The organism is Vibrio gazogenes (assembly GCF_023920225.1).
Classification (GTDB): domain Bacteria; phylum Pseudomonadota; class Gammaproteobacteria; order Enterobacterales; family Vibrionaceae; genus Vibrio; species Vibrio gazogenes.
In genome coordinates, this window is sequence record NZ_CP092588.1 from 326,637 (window position 1) to 340,535 (window position 13,899).

At 46.0% G+C, this 13,899-nt stretch carries 11 protein-coding genes; 5 read left to right on the plus strand and 6 right to left on the minus strand.

Annotated features, from left to right (window positions below; genetic code table 11):
* The first annotated feature begins 142 nt into the window (after positions 1 to 142).
* Positions 143 to 1,960, plus strand: a complete 1,818-nt coding sequence (locus tag MKS89_RS17065; RefSeq protein ID WP_072954721.1) for a hybrid-cluster NAD(P)-dependent oxidoreductase — start codon at positions 143 to 145, stop codon at positions 1,958 to 1,960.
* 70 nt (positions 1,961 to 2,030) lie between these two features.
* Here MKS89_RS17065 and MKS89_RS17070 read toward each other — a convergent pair whose 3' ends face one another.
* A complete protein-coding gene (locus MKS89_RS17070; protein WP_072954724.1) occupies positions 2,031 to 2,657 on the minus strand; it encodes a cupin domain-containing protein in 627 nt (208 codons plus the stop codon).
* 254 nt (positions 2,658 to 2,911) lie between these two features.
* On the opposite strand from MKS89_RS17070, the gene MKS89_RS17075 reads away from it, so the two are divergent.
* Complete coding sequence (locus tag MKS89_RS17075) at positions 2,912 to 4,024, plus strand: 1-acyl-sn-glycerol-3-phosphate acyltransferase (RefSeq protein ID WP_072954727.1); 1,113 nt, start codon at positions 2,912 to 2,914, stop codon at positions 4,022 to 4,024.
* A 133-nt stretch (positions 4,025 to 4,157) separates the two neighbouring features.
* Here MKS89_RS17075 and MKS89_RS17080 read toward each other — a convergent pair whose 3' ends face one another.
* Complete coding sequence (locus MKS89_RS17080) at positions 4,158 to 4,787, minus strand: leucine-rich repeat domain-containing protein (protein ID WP_072955097.1); 630 nt, start codon at positions 4,785 to 4,787, stop codon at positions 4,158 to 4,160.
* 267 nt (positions 4,788 to 5,054) lie between these two features.
* Positions 5,055 to 5,360: a YfcZ/YiiS family protein gene (locus MKS89_RS17085; RefSeq protein WP_072954730.1), complete on the minus strand. Its 306-nt coding sequence runs from the start codon at positions 5,358 to 5,360 to the stop codon at positions 5,055 to 5,057.
* Between the two features lie 644 nt (positions 5,361 to 6,004).
* On the opposite strand from MKS89_RS17085, the gene MKS89_RS17090 reads away from it, so the two are divergent.
* Positions 6,005 to 6,493, plus strand: a complete 489-nt coding sequence (locus tag MKS89_RS17090; RefSeq protein WP_072954732.1) for a TetR/AcrR family transcriptional regulator — start codon at positions 6,005 to 6,007, stop codon at positions 6,491 to 6,493.
* 136 nt (positions 6,494 to 6,629) lie between these two features.
* On the opposite strand, the gene MKS89_RS17095 is transcribed toward MKS89_RS17090, so the two are convergent.
* Positions 6,630 to 8,663, minus strand: a complete 2,034-nt coding sequence (locus tag MKS89_RS17095; protein WP_072954735.1) for a methyl-accepting chemotaxis protein — start codon at positions 8,661 to 8,663, stop codon at positions 6,630 to 6,632.
* 343 nt (positions 8,664 to 9,006) lie between these two features.
* On the minus strand, positions 9,007 to 9,921 hold the full coding sequence (locus MKS89_RS17100; RefSeq protein WP_205409103.1) for a homocysteine S-methyltransferase family protein: 915 nt from the start codon (positions 9,919 to 9,921) through the stop codon (positions 9,007 to 9,009).
* Between the two features lie 236 nt (positions 9,922 to 10,157).
* Between MKS89_RS17100 and MKS89_RS17105 the strand changes: the two genes are divergently transcribed.
* Complete coding sequence (locus MKS89_RS17105) at positions 10,158 to 10,685, plus strand: PAS domain-containing protein (protein WP_072954737.1); 528 nt, start codon at positions 10,158 to 10,160, stop codon at positions 10,683 to 10,685.
* Between the two features lie 9 nt (positions 10,686 to 10,694).
* Positions 10,695 to 12,179, plus strand: a complete 1,485-nt coding sequence (locus tag MKS89_RS17110) for a methyl-accepting chemotaxis protein (RefSeq protein ID WP_077316224.1) — start codon at positions 10,695 to 10,697, stop codon at positions 12,177 to 12,179.
* Between the two features lie 167 nt (positions 12,180 to 12,346).
* Here MKS89_RS17110 and MKS89_RS17115 read toward each other — a convergent pair whose 3' ends face one another.
* Positions 12,347 to 13,567 (minus strand): aldose 1-epimerase family protein, encoded by a 1,221-nt coding sequence (locus MKS89_RS17115; RefSeq protein WP_072954740.1) that lies wholly within the window; start codon positions 13,565 to 13,567, stop codon positions 12,347 to 12,349.
* Between the last annotated feature and the right edge of the window lie 332 nt (positions 13,568 to 13,899).

Below are 13,899 nucleotides of genomic sequence, written 5' to 3' on the forward strand. Positions count from 1 at the left end.
TGCGTGTGAATCATAGAAGAAAAAGTAATCCATTTCATCTATTAAATATGGGCGGCTCAATAAAAGGTTACTGGAGCACTTGGATGGGGGATTTATCATGATATGCTTATCGGTCATGATTCAAAAATAAAGGGAAATCAGCATGTCAGCACAAGTCGATCAGATTCATATTTATCCGGTGAAATCCGTGGGTGGGATTTCACTGTCACAAAGCTGGGCGGATAAAGAAGGGTTGGCATTTGATCGACGCTTTATGTTGGCGTTAGCGGACGGTAGTATGGTTACAGCCCGGAAATTTCCCCGACTGGTGACGGTGCGTTCGGCCCTGATGCCTGACGGCGTACTGTTTCAGGTTGAGGGCGAAGAGCCGCTGCGGATCCGCTATGCGGATTTTAAAATGCAGGAAATTGCCACCACGGTTTGGCGTGATACCTTCACGGCTTATACCACCACCGATGAAGCGAATGATTGGTTTAGCCGGGTGATTGATCGGCAGGTTGAACTGATCTTTACCGGTGAACATTCACAGCGTTATCGTGAATCGGTCGGTAATGCAGTGGGGTTCGCCGACGGCTATCCTTTACTGATCATCAGTCAGGGTTCATTGGATGAGCTCAATCGCCGCAGTCCTGAACAGCATGTTATGCAACAGTTCCGAGCCAATATTGTGATTTCCGGTACCGAACCTTTTGCCGAAGATGGCTGGAAGCGTATTCGGATCGGCACCGCTGAATTTGAACTCGTTAAACCTTGTAAGCGCTGTATTTTAGCCACAGTCGAGCCAGAAAGTGGCCAGTTGAGGGCGTCGCAAGAGCCGCTGAAAACATTAGTACAATTCCGGCGCGATGCATCCGGTGGTGTCTTTTTCGGTCAGAATATGGTGGTTCGGACTGCGGGGATGATTCAGACCGATGATGTTGTGGAAGTGCTGGAATATAAAGAAAAAGAGCAATATCCGGATGAGCAGCCGCAGTGGCAAACGCTGACTTGTGTCGAAAAAGAAGAGATCGCCCGCGATTTTGTCACGTTCTGGCTGGAGCCACAGCAGGGGCAAACGCTGACTTATCTGCCGGGACAGCATTTACCGATTGCGTTAACCATCAACGGAGAAACGATCAACCGTCACTATACGTTGTCTTCCAGCCCGTCCCGGCCGGGACGACTGGCGATTTCAGTGAAGCGGGTCAGTGATGGTCAGGTGTCGAATTGGTTGCTCGATCATTTTCAAATCGGAGACATCCTTCAGGCACAAGCACCGGGCGGTCAGTTTCACTTGCAATCCGATTCATCCCATTACCCGTTGTTGCTGCTCTCTGCCGGTAGTGGCGTCACGCCGATGTTGTCGATGCTGCGCTATTTAGCGGATCATCAACAAATGCGGGATGTGGTGTTTTATCATCAGTGTCGCTCGGTGGATGATATTCCGTGTCGTGAAGAATTAGAACATTTGAATCATCAGCATTCGGGTTTGAAGGTGATTATTTCGCTGACACAGCCCCCTCAGGAGTGGTTTGGTCTGAAAGGGCGTTTTTCTTTGTCACACCTGCGTCAGGTGCAGGATGTGGAACGGCGGCAGGTGTTTGTTTGCGGGCCGGACGGTTTCATGAAAAAAGCGAAAAACCTCCTGATGAAAGCAGGCTTGCCGGCGCACTATTATCATCAAGAAGCATTCGGGGCTCAGAAAATTGCTGAACGCCCACATCTGAACGTGACGCTGACAATTAACGGCGAAAAGGTGGCGGGAAATAATCAACAGACATTGTTGGAACAGGCGGAAGATCAGGGGATTGCGATCAGCAATAGTTGCCGGGCCGGGTTGTGTGGCGCTTGTCGGGTGAAAGTCACACAAGGGCGAGTGTCTCAGCCGGATGTCCCTGCATTGGAAGATAAAGATCGCCAAGCGGGTATGGTCTTGGCGTGTTGCTGTGTTCCGGATACCGATCTTGAGATCAGTTACTAGTGACTCAGGCGTCACGTCATCGAAGCGGCGTATCCGTTTGGCGATACGCTTGATTCATGGATCGACGCCATCACTGTACGTCGCGGCTGTATTCCAGCAAACTCTGGCGCAATTGATTCAGTTGCGCCAGTTGTCCGTCAAAAAGCTGATCGGCGACTTGATTGGCGGAGACACCGGATTGCATTTTTTTCTGTGCTTCACGTAATAACAAAATGAGATGAACTTCCGGTGAAATGCCTTCAACGGGTTGAGGATACTGGGTTTGCCACTGCTTGAGTAAATGCGTGAATTTGTTCTCACGCAGCTCAGGACGGAAATGCAGCACTTCATCAGTGAGCACGCCGAGCAGATGTGAGTAAACCGTCATTTGTGGTGTGGTCTCGGCAAGGCGCGTTAATACGGCACGACATAAAGGGCTGAGTGCCACAAATCCTGCCTGAGGTGGAAAATTGTGGCGCAAGCGAGCTGAAAATTCGATGCGCGTTAGACGCGTTTGTGGAAGAATCGTCAATGCATGCAGACACTGGCAGGGGACCCATAAGGCTTGCTCTGCGGTGGCTGCGTACTCATGCTTGCCTAGTTTCAATAACGCCATGCCTTGCTCGATGAGAAGAAACACGTGTTTCAGCGATTTTTTCCGAGCGGTGATCTGAAGGTAATCGGTCGTGGCTGAGTCCACTTGAATGGCGTAGTGCATGGCTGGTCTCTCTTTATCAAACGCGCATAGGTTAACTTGTCCATCAGCAAAAGCCAAATAAACTCGACTATATTCAATTAGTTGCTTTTATTGAGTGTGACTGTGATAACAAAAGGATGTGATCGATTTCATTATCACTTCCGAGAATAATGCTATACTGGTCAGACCTGAGGGTCTGTTTTCTAACAATAGCTGCGAATACGAGGAAGTGTGCGTAGAATGGGCCAGTTTTTTTCGAATCATATAGTATTATAATGACATCAATTACCGATCCTTATGCAGAGATTCGTCCTTACGAAGACGATGAAATTCCTGCAGCTATCAATCGTCTCATTGAAGACGATGAATTTATTCATGCAATTGTTAAACATCGATTCAAGCACCATGCCGGGTGGATACAAATCCTGATGAGTCCTTGGGTCAAAATGTATCTGAAGATCAAATGGCGGAAACTGACTTCTGTTGAGGCCATTCAGCTTGAAGTAAAAAAATACCTTGATCAAACATTAGAAACGACAACCGGTGGCGTGACCTATTCCGGTCTGGACAAGCTGGATAAAAATCAGGCTTATCTGTTTGTTTCTAATCATCGTGACATTGCGATGGATCCGGCGCTGGTGAACTATGGCCTGCATATTTCCGGTCATCAAACGGTGAGAATCGCAATTGGTGACAATCTGTTACGTAAGCCGTGTGCCACGGAACTGATGAAACTGAATAAGAGCTTTATCGTCAAGCGTTCTGCCAAAGGGCCACGCGAAATGATGAAAGCGCTGTCGACACTGTCCGGTTATATCAAAAGTTCGTTGGATACGGGTCATTCTATCTGGATTGCCCAGCGTGAAGGGCGGGCAAAAGATGGTAATGACTTTACGGATCCGGCTATTCTGAAGATGTTTCATGTGGCAGGTCGCAGTAAAAAAATTGATTTTGCCACGTATGCCAAGTCGCTGAAAATAGTGCCGGTGGCGATTGCGTACGAAAATGATCCCTGTGATTTGGCCAAAGCCAGAGAGTTGTATGAAAAAGCGACACTGGGCACCTATGAGAAAAGAGAATTTGAAGATATTGAAAGTATCATTCAAGGAATTGTGGGCGAAAAAGGGCGTATTCATGTGACATTTGGTGACGTGATTGACCAAGATTTCGCAACACCTGATGCACTGGCCGAAGAGATTGATCGGCAAATTCATCAACATTATCAGTTGTTTCCAATCAATTTACTGGCTGCCGGATGTGAAGGAGATGACGTGACGCTTGAAACCCGAGAGATACTAAAACAAAAGCTCGCGAGTTTGCCGGAAGGTGCGCATGAATATCTGCTTGCCAGTTATGCCAACCCGGTGAAAAACAAGCCACAAGCTTAAGTGCATCATCGAGTTTCAGTCCGGTAAAAATGAAGTCATCCGGCAAAAGCTCAGGGCACATTCATGGGTAAATAATAAGATGAGCAAACGATAAGATGGGCAAACAATAAACTGATAATTTACCGTAGCAAGGCTATCTTGCTACGGCACCATCCAGTGTTAAATTCTTCGGCCATTTTTTGATGGTGTTCCCCCCCAGATAGATATTTCCTTTCACTGTCATTGTTTCCGGAAATGCATGGATTCCTGAGCCGCCGATATATAAATTTCCTTCCACAATCAGGCCATCAGGGAGTTCAGTCAGTGGGGTTCGAATGACACTCAAGTCACCTTTGACTCTGAGTCTGGCGGGCAGTTTTTCTAATGGTGTATCGGTAAAATTGAGATAACCACCGACTCGAACACCGCGTGACCAACGTTTGATTTGGGAGCCGAGTAAATTGGCGTAGCCTTTAATCTTTATGCCGGGAGGTACAGTTGCCAATTGGCAGTTGGTGGCAATCAGCGCTCCCTGAATATCGATGTCTCTTGGCAGCGTACGAATCGGGGTTCGGGAAATATCCAGATCGCGTTTAATCACCAGACCGGATGGCAATTCAGCGAATGGTTTGCCACTGAGATCCAAATTGCCGTAGTTATCCAGATAATTGAGGATCTGATAATGATTCAGCCCTTGAGCGGCGGCTATCTGAGCAAAGCTGAAAGTCAGTAATCCGAGAACCACTGTCAGAAGCGGATGCACTGCATATCTGAATATAAACATGTTGAACATAAAAACGCTGAACATAAACGGTGAATAGATGCAGTATGGCGGATCGATGCATGGCTTGCAATGCTGAGCAGTGGGTTAAACATCACGGTAAAAGGTGTGCTGCCGAGAGACATCTGATGGCTTGTTGTGAGACGTATATCGAAAGAGAAACACAAAAATCGACCACAGACACAAGGTATTGATGTCTGTAGTCAAAACTCACAGAACCCTAAATGGTTCTGTGATTGGTATTCATCGATGTGGGATGAGATGAATGATTTATCCGCGAACCAGAGAGCGAGATTTGAGTTCAAAAATCAGTTTTTCAGCACTGACTTCAAACTGAAAGCGAGCATGGAGTTCTTGTGCATCGTCAGTGATTGGTGTGGTTTCATATTTCACATCAGCGCAGACTTGTTTCGCGAGTGCAATGTATTTGTCAAGTTCAGCCTGAAGTGCTGCCGCGCCATGTGCGAGTACAGTGACTTCTGCAACATCGTCACCTTCTTTGATGATGTAGCCGATTTCACCGAGTGTTCCGCAAGCTTCGCAGATTTCGTTTTCTATATTGTCATTTGTATTCATAAAGTTACCCCATTAGTTAGGAACTAATACTCGAATGTTCTGATCGTGTGATTGACACACTATTGCCCGAGTATATACCTGAATCACCGCCAACAAGTTGATTTATCACAATGGATGATCTTCATGGTATGAAGATTGTTCAGTAACACGTTGATTTTGTGTAACGATTGGGGGACATGAGACTTAAGAAATATTTATATGTGATTAAACTCTCATAATCATCAGGATTCATGCCAAGGGGGTAACAGAATTCAGGCGATATCATTGTTCTACTCAATAGATCTGAGATGATAACCGCTATATTCAGGCGTTATCATATCTGGGCGCTTGATTGAACACCATTCTATTTCAATTCGGTGACCTGATCGGAGAGAGTCAGGTGACGATATCAGCACATCAATGTGAGTCATCGTTTGATTTGCAAGATGGGTCAGAATGTAACTTGAGGACAGCTTGAATGGTGTTCATTTATTTTTGATTGAACGTTGGGAACTCCGATATTGCTGAGCGATATTGCTTGAGAAAGCAGAGAGGCAATTTGACTTCCCGTATTTTTTGCATGGATCATCAGGTGAAGTGCCTCTTACCTTGGCATAATGTGCTTACAAAAGGTGAGGCTCACCTCATTTTAAGAGAGTCACATTATGCCTAAGCGTAGTAGAGAAGACACAGAAATCACGATTCAGACAATTTTAGATGCCGTCGTCTATCAGGTGCTGAACCTTGGTTACGACCGTATGTCATATACGACACTCAGCCAACAGACGGGAATCTCCCGGACAGGGATCAGTCACCACTTTCCTAAAAAAACGGATTTTGCCACAGCATTGAATAGCCAAATTTTCCTGCTTTTCACGTCTTATCTGGAGTTGGAAAATGGCGTTGCTGCATTTCGTCGAAGCTGGATGCAGGCATTGGAACACAGTCAATTTGTCGCTATTTTAAGATTCCTTTTCCACCACATCATTGCTGCTGAACGTTCTGTCGATGTTTCCCGACAAGGATTAGAACGCATGTACCATCTGATTGAAGAAAAGTTGGGAACCGATGCGGATAGAGAGTTGGAATGGCTGTTGGGAAAATCACTGGTGGCGATGAGTCATCATGAACTGCTAGAACCGGAAGCGGTTTAATCGGTGCGATATCTCCGGTTGATAAATGGAAGGGCTGCAAATGCAGCCCTTTCCATTTATTTGCTGGTTGTGAATCATTTCATCGTTATGGATAACATCAGTGCTACTCATGCACGACATTGATTCTTCCCCGGAGTTAATGGAAAAAGTCGACCTGATTTTTCAGATGTTCTGCCAGAGATTCCAGTGATGAGGCGCTCTCGGCAGTTTTCTCATTGGTTTGTTGGCCTTGTTGGTTCAACTGACTGATATCTGAAGCACTTTGGGCAACATCGGCGGAAACTTGCGCCTGTTGCTCTGCCGTTGTTGCAATGGTTTGGGCTTGAGAGGCAATCGAATGAATCTGCTGAGCAATCGTTTCAAGTGATGTCCCGGCATTTTGAGACTTACTCATCATGCTATCCGCATGATGTTGACTATGCTGCATTAACTGAACGGCGTTTGTGGTTGAGTGTTTGAGCTTGTCGATAATGCTCACCACACTCTGAACCGACGTCTGTGTCCTTTGGGCTAACGTCCTGACTTCATCCGCAACTACAGCAAAACCACGCCCTTGCTCACCGGCTCGTGCTGCTTCGATTGCCGCATTGAGGGCCAGCAGGTTGGTCTGTTCAGCAATAGCATCAATCATTTCCGTCACGGTTTGAATACTTTCACTGTCGGTTCTGAGCTGATCGATGGCCTGAGAGGATTGTGCCAATTGGTCATTCAATTGAGCTACATCGATACACACATCTTCCACTAAATTCAGACCAGATTGTGTATTCTCATTGGCTTGTCGGACATTATCAGCAATCGCTTCGACCTGCATTGCCACATCTTTGGCTGAGGTTGCCATTTCTTCAATGGCCGTGACGACCTGTTCAACCTGTTCATGTTGACGTTTAGACTGGGTTAATCCGACATTGGCATCACTGAGCACACTTGCTGATTGAGCCTGAACCTGATCACTGGTGGAGCGAATATTACCGACCAAGTGATTCAGTTGAGTCATCATGGTCGCTGCACTATTGTACAGTCGGAGGATTTCATTCTTAGTTTCTTTGGCACCCGTCTTGATACTCAGGCTGATTTCCCCTTGGCCCAATCGTTCCATAATCTGGCTTAGATTGATTAGTGGTTTAATCGTGTGGCTGAGGAATAGTGCAATGATGACAAGTGTCGTACCGCCGACCAGCGATGAAATCAGGACAATCAATTTCAGGAGTTCCTGACTGCCTTCGGTGATCTCATTAATATAGGTACCGCCAAGGAGTTTCCAGTCCCAGCCGGGAACATCGGTATAGACAAGGTAGCGTTCCCGAATATCACCATGAGAGGATTGATGGTAGCGAATCAAACCTTCATTATGTTTGAAAATATCGAGAAAGATGCTTTTCCCGTCTGCATCTTTTTCGGCAAGAATCGAGTCCGCTTGCGTATTGTCACTGCTGAGCAGATATTTCCCTTGGGAATGTTCACGTGCATCCACAACCATGGTGCTACCGGTCCGGCCCCATTTGACGTGACTGAGATTACGCAAAAGCTTGGTTGTCGCTTTTTCAACGGGAACCCCGATAAATGAAATGGCGACAACGCGCTGATGATTGTCTTTGAGCGGATTATAGTAAGTGAGATAGTGAGTGCCGAACAGACTCACCTGAGCATAATAGGGTTCACCACGACTGAGTTTTTCATACCCAGGGTGTGATTGCCCCAGTAGCGTTCCGACCGCTCGCTCGCCTTGTTTGTTTTTCAATGAGGTCGAAACGCGTACCCAGTCTTGACCCGTCGGCAGAAATAACGTGGCAATGGCACCGGTATCTCGTGTGAATTGATCGACAATCTCTGTTGAGTCAATGACGCTTTTCCCATTGATTGTGACATCCGTGACTGGGTGTCCGCGGAAATCAACCACCTTATCCTGCCATGTTAATCCTTTCAGATAGCTGTTATGAAAGGTTGATTCCAATGTTTTGCTGGTATCAAGATAAGTGAAAAACTGTTGTGATATCGATTGAGCAATCCCCTCTACTTTCGATTGGTGATCGGCCAGTGTTGAATTTAAAAGGATACTTGCAGCACTGCGGTATACGAGTAATGCAATGGTTGAAAAAGAGATGATTAAGCAAAAGAGCATGATTACTCGTAATTGAGTGTTAATGCTCTTGTTTTCGTAGTAACGAATCATAGGCGTCCTATAGTAAAAATGGATGAGCTAACGTCTATATAGTTTTATTTTTGAGCGAGTTAACTGATAGATGTACTAATATTGCGTGATTCGATTAAGTAGCACATTGATTTGGATTAACAATTGAGGTTGTTTGTGTAGAAAATCTAGATGATTGACATGATCGCGTCATATCGGTGTGTTTTCGTGCACGATAGCTGTTGTTTTTTGTTATTTTTTGAACGAAGATCACGTGATGTGGATGAAAATTCAGCGCTTAGCGCTGAATTCGTGATGAAAGGAATGCATTTTTAACCTGATTTTTCGGTATCAGAGATAGCAGGATTTGTCTGTGATTTAGTGTTTAAGACTTCAGGTGTTGACGGAGTTCGTTAATATGCGCGGCTCCGATACCGCAGCAGCCGCCGATCAGTGAGGCACCCTGACGACACCATTTTTCTGCCCACGCGACATAAGCCGGTGGCGTCATATCTGCTCTGATTTCGTCAATCTCTTCATTGGCTGCCGCATCTTTTTTCTGCGGAGCAAATGCATTGGCATAGGCACCAAGCTGAATGTGGCTTTTGCCGAGTTCAGCCAGCGTGTGACGCGCTACATCAATTGCGTCTTCGATTGTTTCCGGTTGACAGCAGTTGAACAGAATTGCCTGAACATCCTGCCCGGCCATGGCCTGTACCGCTTGTGCTACAGTTTCGCCGGAACGAATCGTTGGTTGTTCGACGGGTTCTGCATCTTCCAATGTAAACGAAACCCAGACTGGTTTTGCTTGGTCGCTGAAGCGGTCAATTGATGCTTTGATCGCTGTTGCTTCAGCAATCAGACTTTGGGTTTCGATCATCCAGAAATCAACAAAAGCATCGAGCCCTCGAATCAGCGGTGCTGCGATTTCATCCACTCGATCCGCTTGATATAAATCAGGGCGATAAGAGCCGAATAACGGCGGAAGAGAGCCGGCCACTTGGGCGTGAGTCTGAGTTGCTTCAACAGCCTGACGCGCCATTTGTCCTGCTTTTTGTGCCAGTGTCAGCGCTTCATTGTTAAATCGGGTTTCACCGATATGAAAGGGTACCAAGGCGTAGCTGTTGGTGGTAATCACTTCTGAGCCACTACGGATAAAGACTTCATGTGCCTGTTGGACAATCTCCGGTGTTTCAATCAAAGCAAGGGCAGACCATTCGGGTTGGCGAAAGGGCGCTCCGAGACGTTCCAGCTCTCGGCTCATTCCGCCGTCGAGGATGGTGACTTGATGTTCTGACATGAGATACCTCTGTGTTGATTGCTGTCCAAGAAAAATTTAATGCATGTCTGGCAGTGTAGATGTCCGCAGCAGTTTAGCGTAATCGGATGGGGATGCAATAGATTCTGTGATTTTACGATTTCGAAGTAAAGAGAATGAATTCTAGAAAGTTGATATGTATCAAGGTATAAACTTTGCCATATTTTAGCCATAGCATATAGTTTCTTTAGAGGATCGCTCACTATCTAAGGAAAGATATGGCTGCAACAGAACAGGAAGTGTCATTCGATCGGAGTGAACTGATCATTACCAAAACCGATCTGCAAGGGAAAATCACCTATGCCAACCGGACGTTCATGCGCGTTGCGAACTACGCAGAAGATGAGTTGCTTGGTCAAGATCATAATTTGATCCGTCATCCTTCCATGCCGCGAGGTGTCTTTTATGGTTTATGGCATGCCTTGAAATCAGGAGAAGAGTTTTTTGGTTTTGTGAAAAACTATACCTCAGATAAAAATTACTACTGGGTGTTTGCCAATATTACGCCTGATCGAATTGGTGGTGATGTCGTTGGTTTTTACTCAGTACGTCGGGTCGCGCCTAAAGGTGCGGTGCAAACGATAGAAGGAATCTATCAGAAAATGCGCGAATTGGAGCAGACGACCGAAAGAAAACAAGCGCCCGAAGTCTCGTGGCAGTGGATGGTTGACTTAATTCGTCAGCAACATCAGATGGGGTATGAAGAGTACATCATCGACCTTTACCAGAAACATCGTTCAGATTAAAAGGAGTGAATGATGCGTAGTACGAGTCAGGTCAGTCATAATGTTTTATTTCAGCGGCAGAAGTTTTTGATTATCTGTTCAGTGTTTACCCTCGTCATTATTGGGTTATCGATTGCCAATGTTTTTGATCACGGCTTCAATTATTTCAACGTTCTCTTACCATTATTTACCATTGTCTTTTCGGCTTATGCCTATTGGGATCAGTTGCAACCTTTAATGGTGCTGAACCGGATCCTTGATGCTTTGAATGATGCCAGAAAAGGCAATGTTCATATTCGGATTACCGATACCAAAGGGTTGGGAGAAGTCGGCCATGTGGCATGGGCGTTGAATGACTTTCTGGATATTGTTGAGACAAACTTTAAAGAGTTGTCCAACACTTTTCAGCGCACAAGTAAAGGTGAGTTTTATCGCCGTGGGTTGGTGGACGGCATGCCCGGTGAGTTTGATGAGACGATGAGCAATATCAATGAAGCTATCGAATCAATGCAGCAAGCGTATGTATTTTCGCGGAAAAACCGCTTAAAAAGTGAATTGCATCACCTCAATACAACCAATTTGATCGTCAATCTAAAGAATAATCAGGAAGAATTGGTGACATTATCAAATCAGATGGATGATGTACTGACCATTGCGACAGAAAGCCGTGATGGTGCGGAACAGAGTCGTGAAGTGGTGGGAGATATCCGTCATGCGCTTGATGATGTGAACGTGCTGATGGTGAGTATGGAACAAACCGCACAAACCTTGGGTAAGGAGAGTATTCGGATTGCGGATATGATCAAAGTCATTAGCGGGATTGCCGAACAGACGAATTTACTGGCCCTCAATGCTGCCATTGAAGCTGCCCGGGCCGGTGATGTCGGACGCGGTTTTGCCGTGGTTGCCGATGAAGTGCGTTCACTGGCTGATCGCACCAGAAGCTCAGCCGCGGATATCAGTGAGATTATTAACTCACTGACGGGGCCGATTGAAGAAATGGTGTCTCAGACATTGACCGTCGGCCAACAGATGAAAAGTGTCGGGGATGAAGTGACCAATTTTCATAGCAACTTTGACAAGGTTGCCAATGCATCACAGCAGACCATTTCTTTAATGAATCAGGCCAAAGACTATTCTTTTGCATCGTTGATTAAACTGGATCATGTCATTTATAAACAAAATGGTTATATCGCACTGGAATCAAACGGGGAAGGTGCTGAAGCCAAAGAAGTTCAGGTTGATCATTTCAATTGCCGGATGGGTAAATGGTATTACGAAGGTGAAGGTCGTGAGGCGTTCAGTCAGACAACGGCCTATCGCCGTTTAGAAGAACACCATCAAGCTGTGCATCAAAATATGCGCCAAGCACTGGCATTAGTCCGTGAAGATTGGCTGACGGATGATGATGTCTTGAACCGTTTGGTTGCTGTGGTTGATCAAGCCGAGCGAGCCAGTAATCGCATGATCGAATATGTTTCTGAAATGGTTATAGAAAAGTATCATCACCAATAGGGGATGTTGCGTGAGTCCGCTGTCGTATTGCCATATGATATAAAAACAAGAAAGACCCGACCGGGTCTTTCTTGTTATTTGTCTCTGGTTGTCGATGTTACTCTGCCTGCTGAGCATCCGTCTGCGGCATATGAACAGAGACGACAAACATGGTATGAAAATACCCATTAGTGGACTTTACTTAGATCAACCAGTGGTTTTTTCACCTGTTTGACGCGGCGATTGCCTTGAATGTCTGCCACGGTGGCTAAAGCCTGTTTCACTTCTCCGCTGCTCCGTAAGACGGTGTAGGTCACATCAAAATGTTTGGATGCCCCCGCCTCAATTTTAGGCACTAACCCCAGCGGACGTTGATATTTGGTGTTATACGCATAGCTGGTGCCCGGTTCGATTCCGGTGACATAGCCTTGTTGCAATGTATCGGTATTTTTCCAGATGGTTAGCACCGGCAGTTGTTTGATGTTATATCCAACCGAGACACCCAGATCACCGGCCTGGTTATGCAGCACAGCCAGCGTGTTGCCCTGTTTATCACCGATAGGCTTCAGATTATAAACCATTTCATCATAGCCTTTGGTTGGGCCAAGGTAAGTTTGCCAGTTTTTCAGACCTTTTCTCGCATAATCGTTGAAGGGCGAAATCTCACTGGCGGCCGCAGTAATTTTGGCACCTTTTTCAAGAATCGGACGACCAAAGTTAGAGTGGTAAATGATCTGATATTCATCTTCATAATCGGCTTTATTGGTCAGGGTGTCATGGACGGCGAACTGGTTGCTACCGGGGGTGACTGAGAATGAAGTGAGCGTAACTAACTCCGCTTTTTTAAAGGTTCTTTCAGAGACTTCGCCTTCGACAGTAATGGTATAAGGAGGGTGTTCGTCAATAGTCACTTTGACTGTCGAAGCCGGGGTATTTTGCAAGCGGCCATGTAAGCTGAGTAACTGGCCGTTATCATCGACGCCCGGGTGACCGGTCCATTCATAACCGCAGCGCACCATCATCTCATTGAAACCATCTAACCAGCCCAGCCCGTTGCGGCTTTCCAGATCGATAAAGGCAGGGTTGACGATTTCTTTGACCGGAGAATCCCAGCCGAGAATGCGTTTGCCATCTTTTTTAACGTTGAATATCCCCATCCCACGGGTAGGCACTAAGGTAATTTCCAGTTCACCGTTGTTAATCACTAAAGTCTCGACTCCCATCTGTTTACCGCCATGTAACTGACGTTTTTCGATGGAGAAGGGTTGCTGAATCCCCAAGTCTTTATTGGTAACTTTCCACGCACCGACATCAATGTTGGCTGTGGCATCAGTCAACACATATTGTGCAGCATTCACGAGACCGGGGGCAGCGATAAGTAGGGCAGCGACGAGAGGTTTAATCTTCATGACGTTTGATTCCTTGTTAGTGAGTTTGATTTATTGTTTTACTGAATCGATTCAGCTAATAAAATACAAACTCACCATTCAGGATCAAATGCAAATCGGTGAAGGTGTGAGCTAATGCTGATGTTTGACAGTATGCGGACTGATTTCTGATTGATGAATCACGTTCAGCTGTTGGGGGATTATTGAGCGGTTTTCTGTGGGGGTAAGGATGATGTCATCTAATCTTGGTCGCTATTATTTACCGCTTGAAGCACCGCAGAAAGCGATCAAATTGATAGCATTGTTAAATGCTGTTCAATGTTCAGGATAGTGAATGTTGATGTTTCATGTGC

Coding starts and splice junctions, on each gene's coding strand:
- MKS89_RS17085 (WP_072954730.1), bottom strand. CDS start 5,360: ATGAATACAAATGACAATATAGAAAACGAAATCTGCGAAGCTTGCGGA.
- MKS89_RS17080 (WP_072955097.1), bottom strand. CDS start 4,787: ATGTTTATATTCAGATATGCAGTGCATCCGCTTCTGACAGTGGTTCTC.
- MKS89_RS17110 (WP_077316224.1), top strand. CDS start 10,695: ATGATGCGTAGTACGAGTCAGGTCAGTCATAATGTTTTATTTCAGCGG.
- MKS89_RS17115 (WP_072954740.1), bottom strand. CDS start 13,567: ATGAAGATTAAACCTCTCGTCGCTGCCCTACTTATCGCTGCCCCCGGT.
- MKS89_RS17090 (WP_072954732.1), top strand. CDS start 6,005: ATGCCTAAGCGTAGTAGAGAAGACACAGAAATCACGATTCAGACAATT.
- MKS89_RS17105 (WP_072954737.1), top strand. CDS start 10,158: ATGGCTGCAACAGAACAGGAAGTGTCATTCGATCGGAGTGAACTGATC.
- MKS89_RS17070 (WP_072954724.1), bottom strand. CDS start 2,657: ATGCACTACGCCATTCAAGTGGACTCAGCCACGACCGATTACCTTCAG.
- MKS89_RS17075 (WP_072954727.1), top strand. CDS start 2,912: ATGACATCAATTACCGATCCTTATGCAGAGATTCGTCCTTACGAAGAC.
- MKS89_RS17095 (WP_072954735.1), bottom strand. CDS start 8,663: ATGATTCGTTACTACGAAAACAAGAGCATTAACACTCAATTACGAGTA.
- MKS89_RS17065 (WP_072954721.1), top strand. CDS start 143: ATGTCAGCACAAGTCGATCAGATTCATATTTATCCGGTGAAATCCGTG.
- MKS89_RS17100 (WP_205409103.1), bottom strand. CDS start 9,921: ATGTCAGAACATCAAGTCACCATCCTCGACGGCGGAATGAGCCGAGAG.